The sequence below is a fragment of the Streptomyces sp. NPDC088350 genome, from assembly GCF_044753545.1.
Lineage (GTDB): Bacteria > Actinomycetota > Actinomycetes > Streptomycetales > Streptomycetaceae > Streptomyces.
The window spans coordinates 104,274-123,018 of sequence record NZ_JBIVNL010000004.1 but is presented as its reverse complement, the minus strand read 5'-3'; the positions used below and the strand labels follow the sequence as shown (position 1 = coordinate 123,018).

At 72.2% G+C, this 18,745-nt stretch carries 15 protein-coding genes and 2 pseudogenes; 7 read left to right on the top strand and 10 right to left on the bottom strand.

Annotation, left to right across the window (positions count from 1 at the left end; all coding sequences use genetic code 11):
• Positions 1 to 143: 143 nt before the first annotated feature.
• The 3 genes and pseudogenes from ACIQBL_RS14430 to iolC all read right to left on the bottom strand — a co-directional run.
• Positions 144 to 335: pseudogene (locus ACIQBL_RS14430) on the bottom strand (5-deoxy-glucuronate isomerase); the annotation flags it as partial.
• A gap of 28 nt (positions 336 to 363) precedes the next feature.
• On the bottom strand, positions 364 to 1,233 hold the full coding sequence (locus ACIQBL_RS14425) for a deoxyribose-phosphate aldolase (RefSeq protein WP_401942500.1): 870 nt from the start codon (positions 1,231 to 1,233) through the stop codon (positions 364 to 366).
• Between the two features lie 260 nt (positions 1,234 to 1,493).
• Positions 1,494 to 2,444 (bottom strand): 5-dehydro-2-deoxygluconokinase, encoded by a 951-nt coding sequence (iolC, locus tag ACIQBL_RS14420; protein ID WP_401942497.1) that lies wholly within the window; start codon positions 2,442 to 2,444, stop codon positions 1,494 to 1,496.
• Between the two features lie 349 nt (positions 2,445 to 2,793).
• Here iolC and ACIQBL_RS14415 point away from each other — a divergent pair, with 349 nt between their 5' ends.
• Positions 2,794 to 3,627, top strand: a complete 834-nt coding sequence (locus ACIQBL_RS14415) for a helix-turn-helix domain-containing protein (RefSeq protein WP_401942494.1) — start codon at positions 2,794 to 2,796, stop codon at positions 3,625 to 3,627.
• 441 nt (positions 3,628 to 4,068) lie between these two features.
• Positions 4,069 to 4,269: an AlpA family transcriptional regulator gene (locus ACIQBL_RS14410; RefSeq protein ID WP_200691293.1), complete on the top strand. Its 201-nt coding sequence runs from the start codon at positions 4,069 to 4,071 to the stop codon at positions 4,267 to 4,269.
• Between the two features lie 91 nt (positions 4,270 to 4,360).
• Here ACIQBL_RS14410 and ACIQBL_RS14405 read toward each other — a convergent pair whose 3' ends face one another.
• The 5 genes from ACIQBL_RS14405 to ACIQBL_RS14385 are packed head-to-tail and all read right to left on the bottom strand — an operon-like array spanning position 4,361 to position 11,064.
• Positions 4,361 to 5,164 carry an SDR family oxidoreductase gene (locus ACIQBL_RS14405; protein WP_401940981.1) on the bottom strand — a complete coding sequence of 268 codons (804 nt, stop codon included), beginning with the start codon at positions 5,162 to 5,164 and terminating at the stop codon, positions 4,361 to 4,363.
• Positions 5,161 to 6,447 carry a wax ester/triacylglycerol synthase domain-containing protein gene (locus tag ACIQBL_RS14400; RefSeq protein WP_401940979.1) on the bottom strand — a complete coding sequence of 429 codons (1,287 nt, stop codon included), beginning with the start codon at positions 6,445 to 6,447 and terminating at the stop codon, positions 5,161 to 5,163. The genes ACIQBL_RS14405 and ACIQBL_RS14400 overlap by 4 nt, the downstream gene beginning before the upstream one ends.
• The gene (locus ACIQBL_RS14395) at positions 6,444 to 8,414 is read right to left on the bottom strand and encodes a benzoate-CoA ligase family protein (protein ID WP_401940977.1); all 1,971 of its coding nucleotides are present in this window, start codon (positions 8,412 to 8,414) and stop codon (positions 6,444 to 6,446) included. Before ACIQBL_RS14395 ends, ACIQBL_RS14400 begins: the two co-directional genes overlap by 4 nt.
• A complete protein-coding gene (locus tag ACIQBL_RS14390; protein WP_401940975.1) occupies positions 8,411 to 9,538 on the bottom strand; it encodes an NAD(P)-dependent alcohol dehydrogenase in 1,128 nt (375 codons plus the stop codon). Before ACIQBL_RS14390 ends, ACIQBL_RS14395 begins: the two co-directional genes overlap by 4 nt.
• Positions 9,535 to 11,064, bottom strand: a complete 1,530-nt coding sequence (locus ACIQBL_RS14385) for an aminotransferase class V-fold PLP-dependent enzyme (RefSeq protein ID WP_401940972.1) — start codon at positions 11,062 to 11,064, stop codon at positions 9,535 to 9,537. Before ACIQBL_RS14385 ends, ACIQBL_RS14390 begins: the two co-directional genes overlap by 4 nt.
• A 248-nt stretch (positions 11,065 to 11,312) precedes the next feature.
• Between ACIQBL_RS14385 and ACIQBL_RS14380 the strand changes: the two genes are divergently transcribed.
• Together ACIQBL_RS14380 and ACIQBL_RS14375 are read left to right on the top strand one after the other, a co-directional pair.
• Positions 11,313 to 12,119: a class I SAM-dependent methyltransferase gene (locus tag ACIQBL_RS14380; RefSeq protein WP_401940970.1), complete on the top strand. Its 807-nt coding sequence runs from the start codon at positions 11,313 to 11,315 to the stop codon at positions 12,117 to 12,119.
• Complete coding sequence (locus tag ACIQBL_RS14375; RefSeq protein WP_401940967.1) at positions 12,116 to 13,426, top strand: salicylate synthase; 1,311 nt, start codon at positions 12,116 to 12,118, stop codon at positions 13,424 to 13,426. The genes ACIQBL_RS14380 and ACIQBL_RS14375 overlap by 4 nt, the downstream gene beginning before the upstream one ends.
• A gap of 26 nt (positions 13,427 to 13,452) precedes the next feature.
• On the opposite strand, the gene ACIQBL_RS14370 is transcribed toward ACIQBL_RS14375, so the two are convergent.
• Together ACIQBL_RS14370 and ACIQBL_RS14365 are read right to left on the bottom strand one after the other, a co-directional pair.
• The gene (locus ACIQBL_RS14370; protein ID WP_401940965.1) at positions 13,453 to 14,496 is read right to left on the bottom strand and encodes a zinc-dependent alcohol dehydrogenase family protein; all 1,044 of its coding nucleotides are present in this window, start codon (positions 14,494 to 14,496) and stop codon (positions 13,453 to 13,455) included.
• 126 nt (positions 14,497 to 14,622) lie between these two features.
• A pseudogene (locus ACIQBL_RS14365) lies at positions 14,623 to 14,981 on the bottom strand (cation:proton antiporter); the annotation flags it as partial.
• A gap of 61 nt (positions 14,982 to 15,042) precedes the next feature.
• On the opposite strand from ACIQBL_RS14365, the gene ACIQBL_RS14360 reads away from it, so the two are divergent.
• The 3 genes from ACIQBL_RS14360 (at position 15,043) to ACIQBL_RS14350 (ending at position 18,673) form a co-directional block, all read left to right on the top strand.
• The gene (locus ACIQBL_RS14360) at positions 15,043 to 15,993 is read left to right on the top strand and encodes a PrsW family intramembrane metalloprotease (RefSeq protein WP_401940963.1); all 951 of its coding nucleotides are present in this window, start codon (positions 15,043 to 15,045) and stop codon (positions 15,991 to 15,993) included.
• 83 nt (positions 15,994 to 16,076) lie between these two features.
• The gene (locus ACIQBL_RS14355) at positions 16,077 to 16,316 is read left to right on the top strand and encodes a heavy-metal-associated domain-containing protein (protein WP_019056516.1); all 240 of its coding nucleotides are present in this window, start codon (positions 16,077 to 16,079) and stop codon (positions 16,314 to 16,316) included.
• A gap of 95 nt (positions 16,317 to 16,411) precedes the next feature.
• Positions 16,412 to 18,673, top strand: a complete 2,262-nt coding sequence (locus tag ACIQBL_RS14350; protein WP_401940961.1) for a heavy metal translocating P-type ATPase — start codon at positions 16,412 to 16,414, stop codon at positions 18,671 to 18,673.
• Positions 18,674 to 18,745 lie beyond the last annotated feature (72 nt).

Genomic DNA, 18,745 nt, shown 5'->3' with positions numbered 1-18,745 from the left:
AAAACCTCTGTGCTTTCTACGTGGGCCGGGTGGAACCAGATCTGCCACTGCGGTACGGCTCCGCGACCCACTACGACTCGATGCCCGGCACCGGGAACCTCAGTGCGCACGTTCCGACACGCAGGGTCGTCGGGCGTGTGGGAGACCTCCGGCGCGGGGCCGTAGCGAGCGGGGAGTCGTCGCTCGCACTTCGCTCCTGCCAGGGCGAAGCGGCCTCCCGCGCCGGAGGCGATCTTGGCCTGGGCGAACACGCTTTCGCTGCCCAGGAGTTGGAACTCTTCGTCCGTAATTCGCACGGTACATCCACCACTGAGCAGGAGCACGGTCCGCTCACTGTGCCGGATGATCGTCACAGGGCGGCCCTCACAGCAGTCCTACGGCGGTGTCCACGGCGGCGGAGACGTCCCCGTCCGGCGGGTACAGCAGCGAGCGGCCGACCACCAGGCCGCGGACGGTGGGGAGTTGGAGGGCGCCGCGCCACTTCTCGTAGGCGCCGTCCTGGTCGTCGCCGACCTCGCCGCCAAGGAGGACCGCGGGGAGCGTGGAGGTCTCCATGACCTGGGCCATGTCGTCCGGGTTCTCGGTGACCGGGAGTTTGAGCCAGGTGTAGGCCGAAGTGCCGCCCAGGCCCGAGGAGATGGCGATGGACTTGGTGACGGCCTCGGCGGACAGGTCGTTCTTCAGCTTGCCCTCGTCGGTGCGGCGGCTGATGAACGGCTCGACGAACAGCGGGAGTCGGCGCGCGGCCATGTCGTCGATGGCGCGGGCGGTGGACTCCAGGGTGGTGAGGGAGCCCGGGTCGTCGTAGTCGATGCGCAGGAGCAGCTTGCCCGCGTCGAAACGGAGGCGCTCGATGTCCTGGGCGCGGTGGCCGGTGAAGCGGTCGTCGAGTTCGAAGCCGGCGCCCTGGAGGCCGCCGCGGTTCATCGAGCCCATGACGACCTTGCCGTCGAGGGCGCCGAGGAGGAGCAGGTCGTCGAGGATGTCGGCGGTCGCGAGGACGCCGTCGACGCCGGGCCGGGACAGAGCGAGGCAGAGGCGTTCGAGGAGGTCGGCGCGGTTGGCCATGGCGAACTTGTGGTCGCCGACGCCGAGCGCGCCCCGGGCCGGGTGGTCGGCAGCGACGATCATCAGCCGGCCGGCGTCGTTGAGGAGGGGCCGGCGGACGCGGCGGGCGGCGGCCTCGGCGATCGCCTCGGGGTGGCGGGTGCGGACGCGGACGAGTTCGGAGATGTCGACGCGGGGGCCTCCGCCGGTGCCGCTGTCGTGACCGGAGGGGCCGGAGCTGTCCTCGCGACTGGTGGGGACGGAGTTGCCGGTGGGACTGGTGGGGGCGAAGTTGTCTGCGGGACCGGGGTTGCCGGAGCCGCCTTCGTGACCGGAGAGGCCGTCACCGCCCCCGTGGTCCCCGTGCGCGTGCGTCACGCCGTCCCCGTCCCTGTTTCCGTCGCCGCCCTCACGTTCGTGCTCGGCGCCCGCCACGCGGCCGGCCCTCACAGCACCGCTCCGGCGGCGATCGCGGCCTCGACCTCGGGAGCCGTGGGCATCGCGGACGAGCACTCCAGGCGCGAGGCGACGATCGCGCCGGCCGCGTTGGCGTGCCGCATGATCTTCTCCAGGTCCCAGCCGGCCAGCAGGCCGTGGCACAGGGAGCCGCCGAAGGCGTCACCGGCGCCGAGTCCGTTGAGGACGGTCACGGGCAGCGGGGGCACCTCGGCGGACTCGCCGGCTTGGTTGACCGCGATGACGCCCTTGGGGCCCTGCTTGACGACGGCGAGTTCGACACCGGCGTCCAGGAGCGCGCGGGCGGCGGCGTGCGGCTCGCGTACGCCGGTGGCCACCTCCACCTCGTCGAGGTTGCCGACGGCGACGGTGGTGTGCCGGAGGGCCTCCTCGTAGAAGGGGCGAGCCTCGCTCGGGTCCTTCCAGAACATGGGCCGCCAGTCGAGGTCGAAGACCGTCGTACCGGACTTGGCGCGGTGGGCGAGGGCCGCGAGCGTGGCCGTACGGCTGGGCTCCTCGCTCAGACCCGTGCCGGTGATCCAGAAGATGCGGGCCTCGTGGATCGCGTCCAGGTCCAGATCGTGGGCGTCGATCTCAAGATCCGGGGCCTTGGGCTGCCGGTAGAAGTACAGCGGGAAGTCGTCCGGCGGGAAGACCTCGCAGAAGGTGACCGGGGTCGGCAGTCCGGGGACCGGGGTGACCCAGCGGTCGTCGACGCCGAAGTCGCGCAGCGCCTCGTGCAGGTAGGTGCCGAAGGGGTCGTCGCCGGTGCGCGTGATCACGGCCGTGGCGCGGCCGAGGCGGGCCGCGGCCACCGCGACGTTCGTCGCCGAGCCGCCGAGGAACTTCCCGAAGGTCGTCACCTGGGGCAGCGGCACGCCCGTCTGCAGCGGATAGAGGTCCACTCCTATCCGCCCCATGGTGATCAGGTCGTACGCCATCGACTTCCCCATTCGTTTCGGCTCTCCACGGTTTGTAGTCCCGTGACCTGAGCCCTGTCAATGTTTTGTCCAGACATTCGGACGAGACGTGGACGGGTTGACAGTAAGGGCTTGCACACTGACGGCCATGATGGGTCGCTTTTCGGGTGCGGGTCCGCTGTGGCTTGTCGCGCAGGTCCCCGCGCCCCTTACCGGCGCCGTAGTCCCGTAGGACTATCAGTGGATGTCTGTTGCTGTTGTGCGCATTCGTGCCGGGCATGGGCCCGATGGGTCCTGGGAGACCGTGCTCGGGGTGCCCCATCCTCGGCTTCGGCCCGGGGTGATCAGTTATCGCGGGATACGGCTCGCTCTGTCCCGGCCCCGGGCCCGGCTTGAGGCACCCATCGGGGCCGCGACCCTGCTCCTCGGGTTCGAAGGAGCCGTGCGGATCTCTCGGGCCGGGCGGGAGACGGCGGAGCTGGCGTCCGTGTTCTGTGGGCCCACGACCACCGCCGCGCTCGGTGAGCACAGTGGGCGGCTCGCGGGGGTCGAGGTGCTGCTGACGCCGTGGGCCGCGTTCACGCTGTTCGGGACGGCTCAGCACGAACTCGCCGACCGGGTGGTCGATCCCGACGAACTGCCCCACGACCTCGGCTCCCGCTGGGCGAGTGTCGGCGAACTGGCCGCCGCGCTCGCCGCGTTGCCGACCTGGGACGCCCGATTCGGGCTGCTGGACGACGTGTTCACCCGCTGGTCGGCGGCCGGTACGCCGAGTTCGGCGCGGGTCGTGCGGGCCTGGTCGGAGCTGGTGCGGACCTGGGGCGCGGTGCCGGTGCCCCACCTCGCCGACGAAGTGGGCTGGAGCGTACGGCAGTTGGAGAACCGTTTCCGGGAACAGATCGGACTCGGCCCCAAGGCGGCGGCCCGCGTACTGCGGTTGCAGCGCGCCCGGCGGCTCCTCGCGTCCGGCCGCAGCCAGGCGGAGACCGCGGCGGTCTGCGGTTTCTACGACCAGGCGCATCTGAGCGGCGAGTTCAGGGCGATGACGGGGTGCACGCCGGGCCAGTTCACGGTGGCCCGGGTGAGTCCGCCCGCGGGGCGGGCCGGGCTGCCGGCCGGGGACCGGATGCCGGGCGAGGCGACGAGTCTGCTGCTCGCTCCGGGCCGTAGTGCGGATTTCTCCAAGACCGGCCGGGCGAGCTGATGCAGGCTGATCACCTGGCCGGTTGACTCCTGGGGATGCGCAGGCCTCCAGTGGGTCGTCGGGCACGGGGGACGGGGGAACGGGGGATGCGGGGAAGCTGGTGGGCCGGGCCCGGCGCAGCGGGTTCGGCCTACCTTGCCGCGCCCCTCTTCACGGCCGACAGTCACCATTGCCGGTGGTAGTCGCCTTTGGCGGTGACAGTCAACGCGCCGCGCCCATGCGCCAGCGTGCGCCTTTGCGTCACCTCTGTCACAAAAGCACCCCTCGTGTCACACATGTCGCGTGTACGCGGGTCTTGCGTCACACCCGGCCCACAGGCACTGCCCCTTCCTCACTCTGTGTCGTTGACCGGACACAGGCTTTGTGATCGCCAGCGCAGCGCACGGCTCCCCCGACGGCCGCCCCCGGCCGCCGCCGCGGCGCGCGCAGGGAGGTGCACCCATGACCGACCGACGGCTCTGGTCGTACAAGGAAATCGCGGCCCACATCCGGGTCCAGCCGGACACCGTCCGCTCCTACCGCAAGCACGGCCTGCTGCCCCCGCCCGACCATGTGGAGAGCGGCAAGCCGTTCTGGTACGCGGACACGGTCCGCGCCTGGGTCGCCTCCCGGCCCGGGAACCGGGGCCGTAGGGACGACTGAGCCGGTCGTCCTGGGGCCTTAGGACGACTGAGCCGGTCCCGGGGCCGTAAGGGCGACTGGGCCGGTCCCGGGTCCGGGCGGGTCGGTCGCGTCAGTGGACGGGCCGGCCCGGGGCGGGGTGCGGGCGGTCGTGGGTCACGGCGGCGATCGACTTGCCGCCGTCGACCCGCAGGGTGACACCGGTGATCCAGGAGGCGCGGGGCGAGAGCAGGAAGGCCGCCGCGTGGGCGATGTCCTCGGTCTCGCCGATGCGGCCGAGCGGGTAGCCGGCCGCGATGGTCTCCGGCGGGAGTGTGGTGATCGAGTCCATGAAGGGAGTCCGTACGAAGGCCGGGGCGATGGCGTTGACCCGTACCCGCGGGGCGAGTTGGTCGGCGAGGTCCTCCGTGAGGCGGAGCAGTCCTGCCTTGGTCGCGCTGTACGCCGGCATCCGGAACACCGCGTCGGCGGCGACCGTGTTCATCATCAGCACGGAGCCGCCGTTGTCCTTCATCCAGGCATGCCAGGCGAGTTGGGTGAAGTGGAGCGCCCCCAGCACGTTCGTCTCGAACATCCTGCGCAGACAGTCGAGGTCGAGGTCGATCGCCGGGGTGTCGAGGGCGGGGTTGATACCCGTCGTGTAGACCAGCAGGTCGAGCCGTCCGAAGGTGTCCATCACCGCCTCGACGGCGGCCCGCCTGTCCTTCTCCTCCCGGCTGTGCGCGGTGATCGGCAGCACGCGCCGTCCGGTCTCCTCGCGGATCGTGCGGGCCGCCTCGCGCAGCGGCTCCTCGGTGCGGGCGGTGAGCGCCACCGACGCGCCCTGGCGGGCGAGTTCGGCCGCGATGGCGTACCCCACGCCACGGCTCGCCGAGACCACCAGGGCCGCCCGGTCCTCGAACGCGGGGGCCGTCACCGGTCGCCTCCGGGTGCGCACGAGGCCATGTCGTCGACGGCCCGGCGCCACAGCCGGGGGATCTCCTCGGCGCCGGGCAGGGACCGGTCGATCTGGAAGGAGGCGGTGGACGTCCCGCCGTAGAGGAAGAGTCCGACGGTGAGGGGGAAGCCTTCGGGGCAGCAGATGATCGGTACGACGCGGTCGACCGGGTCGCCCTCGTACGCGAACCGGGTGTCGATGCGGAAGATCGAGCCGACGACGGTCAATCGGTCGGGGGCCGCGCTCGCGGCGATCAACTGGCCGTAGGACTGCGGGTCCTGGGTGGTCATGCGGTGCAACTCCCGCCGGTACGACGGGTCCTTGAGGGGTTCGGTGGCGGGGAGGGTACGGCGCAGTCGGCGGGTGGGGGTCATGGGGCCGCCGGGCAGGTCGAGGCGGGCGAGGTGGAAACGGTTGCCGGGCAGGCCCGCTTCGGCGGGGGTGCGGAGGTTGACCGGGAGCATCACCGGCAGCGGGTCGCGGTCGGCGTCCGGGCGGTGTTCGGCGGCCCAGCGGCCGACCGCGTGGGTGACGGCGGCCAGGTGGACGTCGTTGGCGGTGCCGCCGTAGGCGCGGCCGGTGTCCCGCAGCAGGCTGGTCGGCACCTCCTGCCACAGGACGTGCCGGCGGGCGGACAGGGGCCGTTCGGGGTCGTTCCACAGGCCGTGCGGGCGGGTGTTGCGCCAGATGAAGGCCGCCGCGTCGAGCAGCCGGCGCGGTTCGGACGCCGGGAGTCGTCCGGTGTCGGGGGCGGCGGCGGACGTGCCGGGGGTGTCGTCGTCGGGACCGAGGAGGACCTCTACGACGGTGACGAGGTTCGCGGCGTCCTGGACGGCGTGGTGGGTGATCAGGGCGAGGCAGTAGGTGCCGGTGGCGTGCCCTGAGAGGACGACCAACCGCCAGGCCGGGGTGTCGGTGGGCAGGGGGCTGTGCAGCAGCTCGCGGACCGTGTCGTCCAGGCAGCCGGGACCGGCCGTCACGCGGCGTTCGGTGACGTATTCCGTCAGGTCGGGTGCGCGGGGTACCCAGCGGGGCGGTCCGTCGGCGGCCGTCAGGACGTGGGTGAGACAGGGCAGGCGGTGCAGCCGGCGGGCAACGCGTTCGCGCAGCGGCGTGAGGTCCGGGGCGTCGCCGGTCAGATGCAGGACGACACCCACGTTGGGCACGGCCTCCTGGTGCGAGGCGAGCCTGCCGGCGGTGTGGAAGAGCAGGTCCACGGGGTTGGGGGCGGGGGGCGCGATGACGGAGGTGAGGACGGTCATGCGAGTCGGCTCCTGGGGGTGGTTCGGGCGGGGGCGGAGGCGGACGTGGGGGTGGGAGCGGAAGCAGGGGCGGGGGCGGGTGAGCTGTCGGGCGGGGGCGCGGACTGGTCCGGGACGCGCGGGGACGCGGCGTGGTCCCGGGCACGCGGGGACTCGGTCTGGTCCGGGACACGGGGGGCCAGGGCCTGTCCCGGAACCCGCAGGGACTCGGCCTGGTCGCGGGCGCTCGGGGACGCGGCGTGCTCCGGGACACGCGGGACCACGGACTGGTCCAGAACCCGTGGGGACGCGGCCTGTCCCGGAACGCGCGGGACCGCGGTCTGCTCAGGAACCCGCGAGGCCGCCGCCTGTCCCGGGACGCGTGGAGTCGCGGGCTGGTCCGGAGTCCGCCGACCGTCTCTCTCCAGGGACAGGCGGGCGCGGGTCTCCCGGCCCACCCGGCGTCTGTCGACCTTTCCGGTGCCGGTGGTGGGGAGGGAGGTGACGGTGCGGACGTGGCGGGGGCATTTGTGCGAGGCGAGGGTCTCGCGGCAGAAGGCGATCAGGGCGGCCTCGTCGAGGGGGTGCTCCGTCGCCGGCACCACACAGGCCACCGGTCGGTCGAGACCGTCCGCGTCCGGGGCCGCGACCACGCAGGCGGCGGCCACGTCGGGGTGTTCCAGGAGCCGGTTCTCGACCTCCGTCGGGGTGACCCAGATGCCGCCGCTCTTGATCATGTCGCCGGCGCGGCCGTGGCAGACGTAGTGGCCGTCGGCGTCCTGGGTGAAGAGGTCCCCGGTGTCGATCCACTCCCCCCGGAAGACCGTGCGGGTCGCGGCGCTGCGGCACCAGTAGCCGCCGGCCGCCGAGGGGGCGCGCACTTTCAGGACGCCGGGTTCACCGGGCGGGGCGTCGATGCGCAGTTCGTAGCCGGGCACGGGGGTGCCGAGGGTGCCCGGACGGCAGTCGCCGGGGCGGTTGGAGAGGAAGACGTGCAGGGCCTCGGTCGAGCCCATCGCGTTCACCAGGTCGATCCCGAAGCGCGCCCGGAACCGGTGCTGCAGCTCCGGCGGCAGCGGCTCTCCGGCCGAGACCGCCACCCGTACGCCCCGGAAGGCGTCGTCGGGCACGGACTCGGCGCGCAGCAGCGCCGCGTAGGAGGTGGGGACGCCGTAGAAGACGGTCGGCGCGTCCTCGGCCAGGCGGCGGGCGATGGTCTCGGGGGTGGGCGGGGCGGGGTCGAGTACGGCGGCGGCTCCGGCGGCGAGGGGGAAGAAGCAGGAGTTCCCGATGCCGTAGGCGAAGAAGAGCTTGGCGACGGAGTAGCAGCGGTCCTCGGGGCGCAGGCCGAGCACCTGCCGGCCGTAGTGCTCGGCGACGAAGCGGATGGAGGCGTGGCGGTGCACGGCGGCCTTGGGGGTGCCGGTGGTGCCGGAGGTGTAGAGCCACAGGGCGGGCGACTCCTCGGTGGTGCGGTCCGCCGAGCGGTCGGCGGGGGCGGCCGACTCGCCCGCCGCGAGCAGGTGTTCCCAGCGGATCCGCTGGACGGGGGGCGGCGGCTGGGCGAGCGCGTCGTCGAGGACGACCACGCCGACCAGGTCGGGCACGGCCGCGGTGTCCCGCAGCGCCGCCCGCGTCCGCTCGCCGAACTCGGCTCCGGCGAGCACGTGCCGGCAGCGCGAGTCGGCGACGAGCGCGGTGAGTTCGGCCGGTGTGCTCATCGTGGACACGGGGACCGGCACGGCGCCCGCCCGCATGAGCGACAGCAGCGCTACGACCGTCTCGGGGCCGTCGGCCGCGTGGATCAGGACGCGTTCCTCGGGGCGTACCCCGAGCGCCCGCCAGCCGGCGCTCGCGGTGGCGACGCGGGCGGCGAGGTCGCCGTAGGTGAGGGTCGAGCGGGGGCCGACGAGGGCGGGGCGGTCGGCGAGGCCGCGGGCGATCTGGCGGTCCAGGAGGTAGGTGGCGGCGTTGAAGGGGACGTTCACGCGGGGCCTCCGAGGAAGGTGAGGACGGGCTTGACGACGTGTCCGTCGCGCATGTCGGCGACGGCCCTGTTGATCTGGCCGAGCGGATAGAGCGAGATCAGCCGGTCGAAGGGGAAGCGGCCCCTGCGGTACAGGTCGAGCAGGGCCGGGATGAACACGGAGGGCGTGCTGTCGCCCTCGACGATGCCGCGCACCTGGCGTCCGAAGAGCAGACCGGACATGTCCAGGGCCACCTCGGTGCCCGGGGCCGCCGCGCCGAGGAGTCCGCAAATCCCTTCCTGTGCAAGGCAGTCGACGGCCCGGCGCAGCATCTGCGGTGCGCCGGTGGCCTCGACGCTGTAGTCGACGCCCAAACCGCCGGTGAGGGCGCGGAGTTCGGCGACGGGGTCGGTGTCCGTGGCGTCGATCGTGTGGGTCGCGCCGACGGACTTCGCCCGGGACAGCCGGGACGCGTTGCGGCCGACGACCGCGACGGTCGCGCACCCGGCGGCCACGGCCGCCATCACGGCACCGCAGCCGACCGCGCCCGCCCCGAACACCGCGATGCTGCTGCCGGGTTCGCAGCGCAGGGAGTTGAGGACCGCTCCGGCGCCGGTCTGCAGGCCGCAGCCGAGCGGGCCGAGGAGTTCGAGGGGGAGGTGCGTGTCCACCTTCACCACGGACCGGCGGGCGACGACCGCGTGGCCGGCGAAGGACGACTGGCCGAAGAAGGCGCCGTGGACGGGGAGTTGGCCCTCACGCAGCGGGGTCGAGCCGTCGGGGCGGGTGCCGGCGAAGTTGTGGGCGAGGAAGCCGGCGCAGTAGGCCGGGCGGCCCGAGGCGCAGGCGCGGCAGCCGCCGCAGGAGTTGAAGCTCAGGACCACGCGGTCGCCGGGGTCGAGGTCGTGGACCCCGGTACCGGTCTCCTCGACGACGCCCGCGCCCTCGTGGCCCAGCACGGCCGGGAGCGGTACCGGGAACCACTGGTCGCGGCAGATGAGGTCGGTGTGGCAGATACCGGTGCCCGCCATCCGTACCAACACCTCGTCGTGGCGCGGCTGTTCGAGCTCCACGTCCCGGACGGAGAAGGGGCGGTGGGCCGCCACGGCGACGGCCGCGGTGACCGTCCTGCCGCCGGGTTTCATGTGTCGCCCTTGCACATGCGCAGGAGTTCCAGGGCCAGCCGGGTGCCGTCCTGGCCGAGGCGGTGGTGGAAGCGCTCGACGATCTCGCGTTCGCGCGCCAGGTCGGTGCGGGACATGGCCCCTTCGACGCGGGAGCGGCGGATGCCCCGGCTGACCCCGTCGCGGGCGGTGATCAGACCGATCAGGTCGTCGTCGAGGGCGTCGATCAGCGCGCGCTGCCGGACGATCTGGGCGGCGGCGGAACGCGGGGCGTCGGCGGGGTGTTCCGTGGCCGGCCGGGTCGCCCGCCGGGGACGGTGGGGGCGCCGCTGCCAGTCCTCGGCGGCTTCGAGGAGCGCGTCGATGTCCCTGAGCGTGTTGTAGACATGGCAGCTGACGCGGACACCGCCCACCCCGGACGTGTAGCGGACGCTGACGGCGATCCCGGCGGCGAGCAGCCACCGCAGCAGCGACAGGTCGGTGCCGGAGCCACCGGTGCCGAAGGTGAGGATGCCGGAGCGGTGGCGGGCCTCGCGGGGGCTGACGACGGTGAGTCCGAGCCGGTCGAGACCCTCGGCCAAGTAGTCGGTGAGGGTGCGCAGATGGGCCTCGACGCGCTGCGGGCGCAGTTCGAGGAAGAGCGAGAGCGCCGCCGAAAGGCCCACCGCCCCGGGGTAGTTGCCGGTGCCGCCGGTCTCCCAGGCGTACGCGTCCTCGGTGAACTCGTAGTCGCGCAGCGGGGTGATGTCGGTGCGCAGGAACGCTTCGCCCCAGGTGCGGGCGGGCGGCCGGGCCGCGAAGAAGCCGGCGAGGGGCCGGCGCAGCCGTGACCGGACGGCGGGGTCCAGGTACATGAATCCGGCGCCGAACGGCGAACACAGCCACTTGTGCCCGCCGCACACGAGGATGTCCACGGGGGTCCGCCGCACATGGAACGGCAGCGCGCCCAGATGCTGCGCCGCGTCCACGACCAGCCAGACACCTCGCGCGCGGCACAGCTCGGACAGGACGCCGACATCGGCCCGGAACCCGTTGGTCCACTGGACCGAACTCAGGGCCAACACCTTGACGTCCGGGGTCAGTTGCGCGCGTACGGCGTCCACGCCGACGCACCCGTCCGGGTCGTGCGGCACCGTCCGTACCGTGATGCCCCGGTCCTTGAGCTGCCGCCACAGGACGCCCATCTGGATGAACTCCAGGTCGGGGATGAGGACATGGTCCCCCGCGTTCAGCGGCAGCGACTCCACGGCGGTCTTCAGTCCGTGGGTCGCGCTCTCCATCAGGGCGATGTCGCCCGGTTCCGCACCGATGAGCCGCGCGGCCAACGGGCGTGCCGCCGCCCGCGATTCATTGAGCCGGCCGTGCATGTCGGTGCCCGATTCGGCGGGGCAGTACTGCATTCCCTGGACCAGATCCGTCACGGCCCGAACGGCCCGCAAAGGCGCGACTCCGATGCACGCACTGTCGAGATAGACATTGTGGGCGAGGGCGGGAAACTCCCGCCGAACACAGGACGTGAAGTCACCGGAAACGCATTCTTCACCCATGCGAAACACCCCCTTAAATACCGCTTTTCACCGGTCGTACGATGTTCAGTGCAGCGGATGAATCCGGGTACCGAAAGGGCGCACATGTGCTGATCAGCGCGTAGCGCGGCCACGGGAGCGCACGCGTAGTCATACGACAATCCACTTATTGTCGGTGTGATTCCGCTTCCCTCGGCCACCCCCTGTATCGCCGCCTTTCGGGATGTGACCATTTCTCGTGCCGTATTCCCGCGACCCGAGAGGCGCGCATGTCCCCCTATGCGTTCGACAACGCGGCCACCCAGACGGCCGGACGTTTTTCCGTACTCGAATCCCGCTATGACATCGCGTCCAGAAATGCGCTGGAGCGGACCGGGATCGGCCCCGGGTGGAGATGCCTGGAAATCGGCGGTGGCGGTGGCTCGTTGGGCGACTGGCTGGGTGAACGGGTCGGGCCGGAGGGCGCGGTGACGGTCACGGACATCGAGCCTGCCCGCGCCGCGTCCCGGCCATGGGCGGCGCACGTACGGCTGCTGCGGCACGACATCACCCGCGATCCGCTGCCCGGCGACGGTTTCGACCTGGTGCACGCGAGGCTGGTGCTGCTCCATCTGCCGGAACGGCTACGGGTGTTGGAGCTGCTGGCCGGGGCGCTGCGGCCGGGCGGCTGGCTGGTCGTCGAGGAGTTCGACTGCGGCTGGACTCCTGTGCTCGCCGCGCCCGACGACAGCGCGGCGCTGCTCTTCGAGCGCGTGCACGGCGCCTTGATGACCCTGCTGGAGAAGGCCGGTGCCGAACCGCTCTGGGGCCGGCACGTGGTGCGGGCGATGCTGCGGGCGGGACTGACGGAGGTCACGGCGACGACATACGCGGAGGCGTGGCCCGGCGGCGGTGACGGGATCGCCCTGCACCACGCCAACACCGAGCAAGTCGCCCACGGCCTCACGGAGTTGGGTGTCACGGCCGACGAGGTGGACGCCTTTCTCGCCCTGCTGGCCGACCCGCGCTTCGTCGTCAACTCCTACCCCCTGATCAGCGCGCTGGGCCGCCGCCCGGGAGAGGAGACCGCGCGATGACCACCGACCAGCTTGTCAACTACCGCGAGACCTATGAGCCGTTGACGGAGGATCCCCTCACCCTCATGGCCCGGCTCGCCCGCGGCGGCCTGTACGACCAGTACGCGGTGTACGAGAACGGCCCGGAATGGTCGTACGCCGGCGGCGTGCTCGCCACGTTCCGGCTGGGCCGCGAGATCTGCCGTGCGGAAGGCGCGCGGGATCTGTCGGCCGTCGACGAGTGGCTGGCAGCGCTGCCGATGACCCGGTGGCGGGTCTACGGCTGGGCGGCCTTCGAGTTGGGGGCGGCGCTGGCGGGGGCGCGCCCGAGTGACGTCCACGGCGGGGAAGACCTGCTGTATCTGGTCGTGCCGGCCGTCGAGGTGCGGGTGAAGGGCGACCGGGTGCTGCTGCGCGCGACGGAACCCGGCGAGCTGGACCGGCTGGTCGGGCTCGTCCGTGACCGGGGGGAGTCGGGTGACCCCGAGTCCACCGAGCGGGTCAGTGTGCCGTTGGAGGACGGCGGCGGTTATCGCGAGGCCGTCGCCTGCGCCCTGAACGACCTGCGCGGGCCGGGCCCGTTGACGAAGGTGATCCTGTCGCGGCGGGTCGCGGTGCCCGTGCCGCTGGATCTGACCGCCACCTATGTCGCGGGGCGGCGGGCCAACACCCCCGCACGGTCCTTCCTGTTGGAACTCGGCGGGATCGGCGCGGCCGGCTTCAGCCCGGAGACCGTCGCCGAAGTCACCGCCGACCGACGGGTGGTGAGCCGCCCGCTGGCCGGCACCCGGGCCCGTAGCGGCGCACCGGACGAGGACGCCCGACTGCGCGCCGACCTCCTCAGCGACCCGAAGGAGATCCACGAACACGCCATCTCCGTGAGACTCGCGCTGGAGGACCTCGCCCTCGTCTGCGACGACACCCGCACCACCGAGTACATGACCGTCGCGGAACGCGGCACCGTCCAGCACCTCGCCTCCACCGTCGTCGGCCACCTCCGCGCCGACCGCACCCCCTGGCAGGCCTTCGCCGCGCTCTTCCCGGCCGTCACCGCCACCGGCATCCCCAAGACACCCGCCTACGACCTGATCCGCACCCTGGAGGAGCAACCCCGCGGCCTCTACGCCGGCGCCGTCCTCACCTACGACTCCTCCGGCGCCCTCGACGCCGCGCTCGTCCTGCGCAGCGTCTTCCAACAGGACGGCCACTGCTGGCTCCAGGCCGGCGCCGGAATCGTCCCGCAGTCACGCCCACCCCGCGAACACGAGGAGACCTGCGAGAAGCTGCGGAGCGTCGCGGGGCATCTGGTTCCTGCGCAGGATCGGTGACGGCCCATGCGGTTGCCGTCCGGAGGTCAGCTCCACGGTTCGATGACCGTCACCCCCGCCCCCGGTGCCGTGCCCATCGCGGCCAGGGCGGCGGGTGCTTCGGACAGGGTGATCGTGGAGGTGGCCAGGAGGTCGGGGCGCAGTGCTCCTGTCCTGACCAACTCCAGCATGGGCGGGTAGGTGTGGGCGGCCATGCCGTGGCTGCCGAGGAGTTGGAGTTCCAGGGCGATCGCCCTGGCCATGGGGACCGGGGTCGTACCGGAGGGAGACGGGAGGAGGCCCACCTGGATGTGGCGGCCCCGGCGGCGCAGGCCGTTCACCGACGCGGCGCAGGTCGTCGGTGAGCCCAGGGCGTCCAGGGAGAGATGGGCGCCGCCGCCCGTCAGGTCGCGTACCGCCTGTGCCGTGTCCGGGGTCCGCGTGCCGTCCACGCACTCCGCCGCCCCGAACTTCCGTGCCAGGTCCAGCGCTTGGGGCGAGACGTCGACGGCGACGACACGGGCGCCCGACGCCGCCGCGATCATCACCGCCGACAGGCCGACTCCGCCGCAGCCGTGCACCGCGACCCACTCCCCCGCCGCGACCCGCCCCTGCTGCACCACCGCGCGGAACGCCGTGGCGAACCGGCAGCCGAGCGAGGCCGCCGTCGCGAAGGACATCTCGTCCGGCATCGCGACCAGGTTCACGTCGGCGTGGTCCAGCGCCACGTACTGGGCGAAGGAACCCCAGTGCGTGAAGCCCGGCTGGGTCTGCCGCTCGCACACCTGCTGGTCGCCTGCCGCGCAGGCTCCGCAGGTTCCGCAGGCGCACACGAACGGGACGGTGACGCGGTCGCCGGGGTGCCAGTTGGTCACCCGGGTGCCGACTTCCTCTACGACACCGGCGAGTTCGTGGCCCGGTACATGCGGGAGTGTGATGTCGGGGTCGTGGCCCTGCCAGCCGTGCCAGTCGCTGCGGCAGAGGCCGGTGGCTTCGACCCTCACGGTCACTCCGTGGGCTGCGGGGTGGGGGTCGGGTACGTCCCGTACCTCGGCGGGGTCACCGTATTGCTCGAACACCACCGCTTTCATTTGGGCTCCCATCGCCGTTGTGGTCTGCGGGTACATCGTGGCGGGTCGCGCCCCGCGGCGGAGCCGCACATTGATGCAGCCCCGCGCCCCTGAAGGGGCGCTCACCGCCGCCCTCGCTCAAACCGAACCGGTCATGCGCTTTCCGCAACCAACCCGGTGCGCGAACTCCCCCACCGCGCCGAACGCCAGCATCACGGACCCGAACCGCGAGTGCAGGTCCCCGGCGTCGCGCAGCACCGGCAGGGCCGTGCCGAGGGCGGTGCTGGTGAGGGCCGTACCGACGTAGACGTCGGACCGAGGTGGGACAGGGTGTCGGTCACCTGTCCGTCGCCCGCCCAGCCGAGTACGTCCGGGCCTACGAGAATGCCCGGCAGGATCTCGAAGATGACCAGCGGGACCGGGAGCCACCGGCCGATGCCGTAGGCCGGCAGGGGCGCCAGTACGGCGATGGCCATGATCAGGACGAGCGTCCCGGACTGCGACATGAGGCGTATCTACCATAAAGTGCCGGTAAATCTGCCCTGTAGGAGTACGAGGGGATTTGCCGTGACCTACTCTCCGCCGCCCGGCGCGCCCCGGGCCCGTATCCCCGGGCCTCAGCAGCCGCCGCCGACGTACCCCCAGATCCGTACCGGCCTGTGGAAGCACTGCCTGGGCGGCGGTCTTGCGCTGTGGGTGCTGACGGCGCTGGTCACGTACGCGACGAAGAACACCACACTGCTGCCGACACTGATCCTGCTCGGCAGCTTCCTGGTGCCGGTCACCTTCGTCCTGTGGGCCTACGAGCGGCACGGGCGCGACCTGGGCGTCAGCGTGATCCTCGGCTGCTTCCTGACCGGCGGCACGCTCGGGGTGCTGGGCGCCTCGGTGATGGAGTACTACCTGCTGCACCCCTCCTTGTGGATGTTCGTCGGCGTCGGTCTCATCGAGGAGGCCGTGAAGCTCGGGGCGCTGATGTTCGTGCTGCGCCGGCAGCCCCGGCTGCACGGGATCCGCGCCGGTCTGGTGCTCGGCGCGACGGTCGGCTTCGGCTTCGCGGCCCTGGAGAGCGCCGGGTACGCCTTCAACGCGGCCGTCTCCACCAAGGGCATCGATCTGCGGGCCCTCCTGGAGACCGAGATCCTGCGCGGGGTCCTCGCCCCCTTCGGGCACGGCCTGTGGACGGCGGTCGCGGGTGCCGTCCTGCTCTCCTACCGGCAGCTGAACGGGCGCTTCCGTTTCACCGGCCCGGCCGTCGCCACGTATCTCGGCGTCTCGCTGCTGCACGCCCTGTGGGACTCGACGCACGGCATCGCGATCTGGCTGGTGGCCCGGCTCTCGGGCGCGGGCCTGGACAGGCAGCTGTTCGCCCAGGGGTACATCCCGACGCCGACCGACCAGCAGGAGCATCTCTTCACGATGTTCTCGGTGGGCGGCATGGCCCTCGTGGCACTGCTCGGCATCGCCTGGGTGCGGTCACTGGCCCGCCTCGACCCCTCTTGGAGAAATACCCCCTAGGGGTATAGTGTCGGGGACAGAGCGAGCCACCGTGGGCCACTCCGACCCCCATCGCCTCCACACGCCTCCACGAGGAGAACGACATGACCGCCCAGACCGACACCCAGGGTTCCGTCACCACCGTCTACAAGGTGAGCGGGATGAGCTGCGGACACTGCGAGGGCTCCGTCTCCGGCGAGATCTCCGGGCTGCCCGGTGTCAGCTCGGTGAAGGCCGTCGCGTCGACCGGCGAGGTCACCGTCGTATCCGCCGCCCCGCTCGACGACGAGGCCGTCCGCGCGGCCGTCGACGAGGCGGGCTTCGAGCTCGTCGGCCAGGCCTGATCGGCACCCGCGTCACACTTCTGTTCTCCGACCGGGCCGTGCCGACCAGCTGATACTGGCTCCGTGCGGTCCGGTCCGATGTCTGGAGTCCGGACATGACAAGCACCACCACGATCGGTACCACCGCAGACACACCGATAGCCGCGGCCCCCGAAGCCGCCGAGGTCGAGCTGCTCATCGGCGGGATGACCTGCGCCTCCTGCGCGGCCCGCGTCGAGAAGAAGCTCAACCGCATGGACGGCGTCACCGCCACGGTCAACTACGCGACCGAGAAGGCGAAGGTCAGCTATCCGGCGGGCATCCGGGTCGCCGATCTCATCGCGACCGTGGTGAAGACCGGGTACACCGCCGAGGAACCCGCACCGCCGGAGCCGGAGACACCGTCCGCTCCTGAGGCCGATCCCGAACTCGCCTCGCTGCGCGGGCGGTTGACCGTCTCCGCCCTCCTCGCGCTGCCCGTCGTGCTGCTCTCGATGGTCCCGGCCCTGCAGTTCGACAACTGGCAGTGGCTCGCGCTCACCCTCGCCGCGCCGGTCGTCGTCTGGGGCGGACTCCCGTTCCACCAGGCCGCGTTCACCAACGCGCGGCACGGCGCCGCCACCATGGACACCCTCGTCTCCGTCGGCACGCTGGCCGCGTTCGGCTGGTCGCTGTGGGCGCTGTTCTGGGGCGACGCGGGCATGGCCGGCATGCACGACGAGTTCCGCCTCACCGTCTCGCGCACGGACGGCGCCTCGACGATCTACCTCGAAGTCGCCGCCGGAGTCGTCGCGTTGATCCTGCTGGGCCGCTATCTGGAGGCCCGCTCCAAGCGCCGCGCGGGAGCGGCCCTGCGCGCGCTGTTCGAACTGGGCGCCAAGGACGTGGCAGTTCTGCGCGACGGGCGTGAAGTGCGGGTCCCGGTGACCGAGTTGGCGGTCGGTGACCGTTTCGTCGTACGGCCCGGGGAGAAGATCGCGACCGACGGCACCGTCGTCGAGGGCGCCTCGGCGGTCGACGCGTCGATGCTGACCGGCGAGTCGGTGCCGGTGGACGTGGCACCGGGTGACACGGTCACCGGTGCGACCGTGAACGCCGGCGGGCGGCTCGTCGTAGAAGCGAGCCGGGTCGGGGCGGACACCCAACTCGCGCGGATGGCGCGGCTGGTGGAGGACGCGCAGAACGGCAAGGCCGAGGTGCAGCGGCTCGCGGACCGGGTCTCCGGGATCTTCGTGCCGGTGGTGCTGCTGATCGCGGTCGGCACGTTCGCGGCGTGGCTCGCTGTCACCGGCGACACGGCCGCCGCGTTCACCGCCGCCGTCGCCGTACTGATCATCGCCTGCCCGTGCGCGCTGGGCCTGGCCACCCCGACCGCCCTCATGGTCGGCACCGGCCGCGGCGCCCAGCTCGGCATCCTGATCAAGGGCCCCGAGGTCCTGGAGTCCACCCGCCGCGTCGACACGGTCGTCCTCGACAAGACGGGCACGATCACCACCGGCCGCATGACCCTCCAGGAGGTCTACGTCGCCGAGGGCACCGACGAGCGGCAGTTGCTGCGGCTCGCGGGGGCCCTGGAGCACGCCTCCGAGCACCCCGTCGCGCGGGCCGTGGCGGCGGGCGCGGAGGAGCGGGTGGGACCGCTGCCGTCGGCCGAGCACTTCGAGAACGTGCCGGGGCGTGGCGTGCGCGGGCGCGTGGAGGGCCGTGAGGTGGCCGTGGGGCGCCTCTTCGACGCCGTTCCGGAGGAGTTGGCCCGCGCCCGCTCCGAGGCCGAGAGCGGCGGACGTACGGCCGTGGTGGTCGGCTGGGACGGGGAGGCGCGCGGGGTCGTCGCGGTCGCCGACGCGGTCAAGGAGACCAGCGCCGAGGCCGTACGCGCACTGCGCGCCCTCGGACTCACCCCGGTGCTGCTGACCGGCGACAACCGCGCGGTCGCGGAAGCGGTGGCCGCCGCCGTCGGGATCGCCCCCGGGGATGTCATCGCCGAAGTGCTGCCCGAGGACAAGGTCGCCGTCGTCCGACGGTTGCAGGGCGAGGGACGGACCGTCGCCATGGTGGGCGACGGGGTCAACGACGCCGCCGCGCTCGCCGCGGCCGACCTGGGGCTCGCGATGGGCACCGGGACGGACGCGGCGATCGAGGCGAGCGATCTGACGCTGGTGCGCGGGGACCTGCGGGTGGCCGCGGACGCGATCCGGCTGTCCCGGAGGACGCTCGGCACCATCAAGGGCAATCTCGTGTGGGCTTTCGGATACAACGTGGCGGCGCTCCCGCTGGCCGCCGCGGGCATGCTGAACCCCATGATCGCGGGGGCCGCGATGGCCTTCTCCTCGGTGTTCGTGGTCTCCAACAGCCTGCGACTCCGGACATTTCGCTGAAGTTCCGCAAAGTTACCGGGAGTTACGGGGGCCCGAAGTAAGAGTCCCTCTAGAGACCGACGACGGCCTCAC

Bases quoted from the DNA above. Each gene is read 5' to 3' on its own strand.
- ACIQBL_RS14355 (WP_019056516.1), top strand. From the start codon at position 16,077: ATGACCGCCCAGACCGACACCCAGGGTTCCGTCACCACCGTCTACAAG.
- ACIQBL_RS14400 (WP_401940979.1), bottom strand. From the start codon at position 6,447: ATGACCGTCCTCACCTCCGTCATCGCGCCCCCCGCCCCCAACCCCGTG.
- ACIQBL_RS14350 (WP_401940961.1), top strand. From the start codon at position 16,412: ATGACAAGCACCACCACGATCGGTACCACCGCAGACACACCGATAGCC.
- ACIQBL_RS14380 (WP_401940970.1), top strand. From the start codon at position 11,313: ATGTCCCCCTATGCGTTCGACAACGCGGCCACCCAGACGGCCGGACGT.
- ACIQBL_RS14375 (WP_401940967.1), top strand. From the start codon at position 12,116: ATGACCACCGACCAGCTTGTCAACTACCGCGAGACCTATGAGCCGTTG.
- ACIQBL_RS14370 (WP_401940965.1), bottom strand. From the start codon at position 14,496: ATGAAAGCGGTGGTGTTCGAGCAATACGGTGACCCCGCCGAGGTACGG.
- ACIQBL_RS14410 (WP_200691293.1), top strand. From the start codon at position 4,069: ATGACCGACCGACGGCTCTGGTCGTACAAGGAAATCGCGGCCCACATC.
- iolC (WP_401942497.1), bottom strand. From the start codon at position 2,444: ATGGCGTACGACCTGATCACCATGGGGCGGATAGGAGTGGACCTCTAT.
- ACIQBL_RS14390 (WP_401940975.1), bottom strand. From the start codon at position 9,538: ATGAAACCCGGCGGCAGGACGGTCACCGCGGCCGTCGCCGTGGCGGCC.
- ACIQBL_RS14385 (WP_401940972.1), bottom strand. From the start codon at position 11,064: ATGGGTGAAGAATGCGTTTCCGGTGACTTCACGTCCTGTGTTCGGCGG.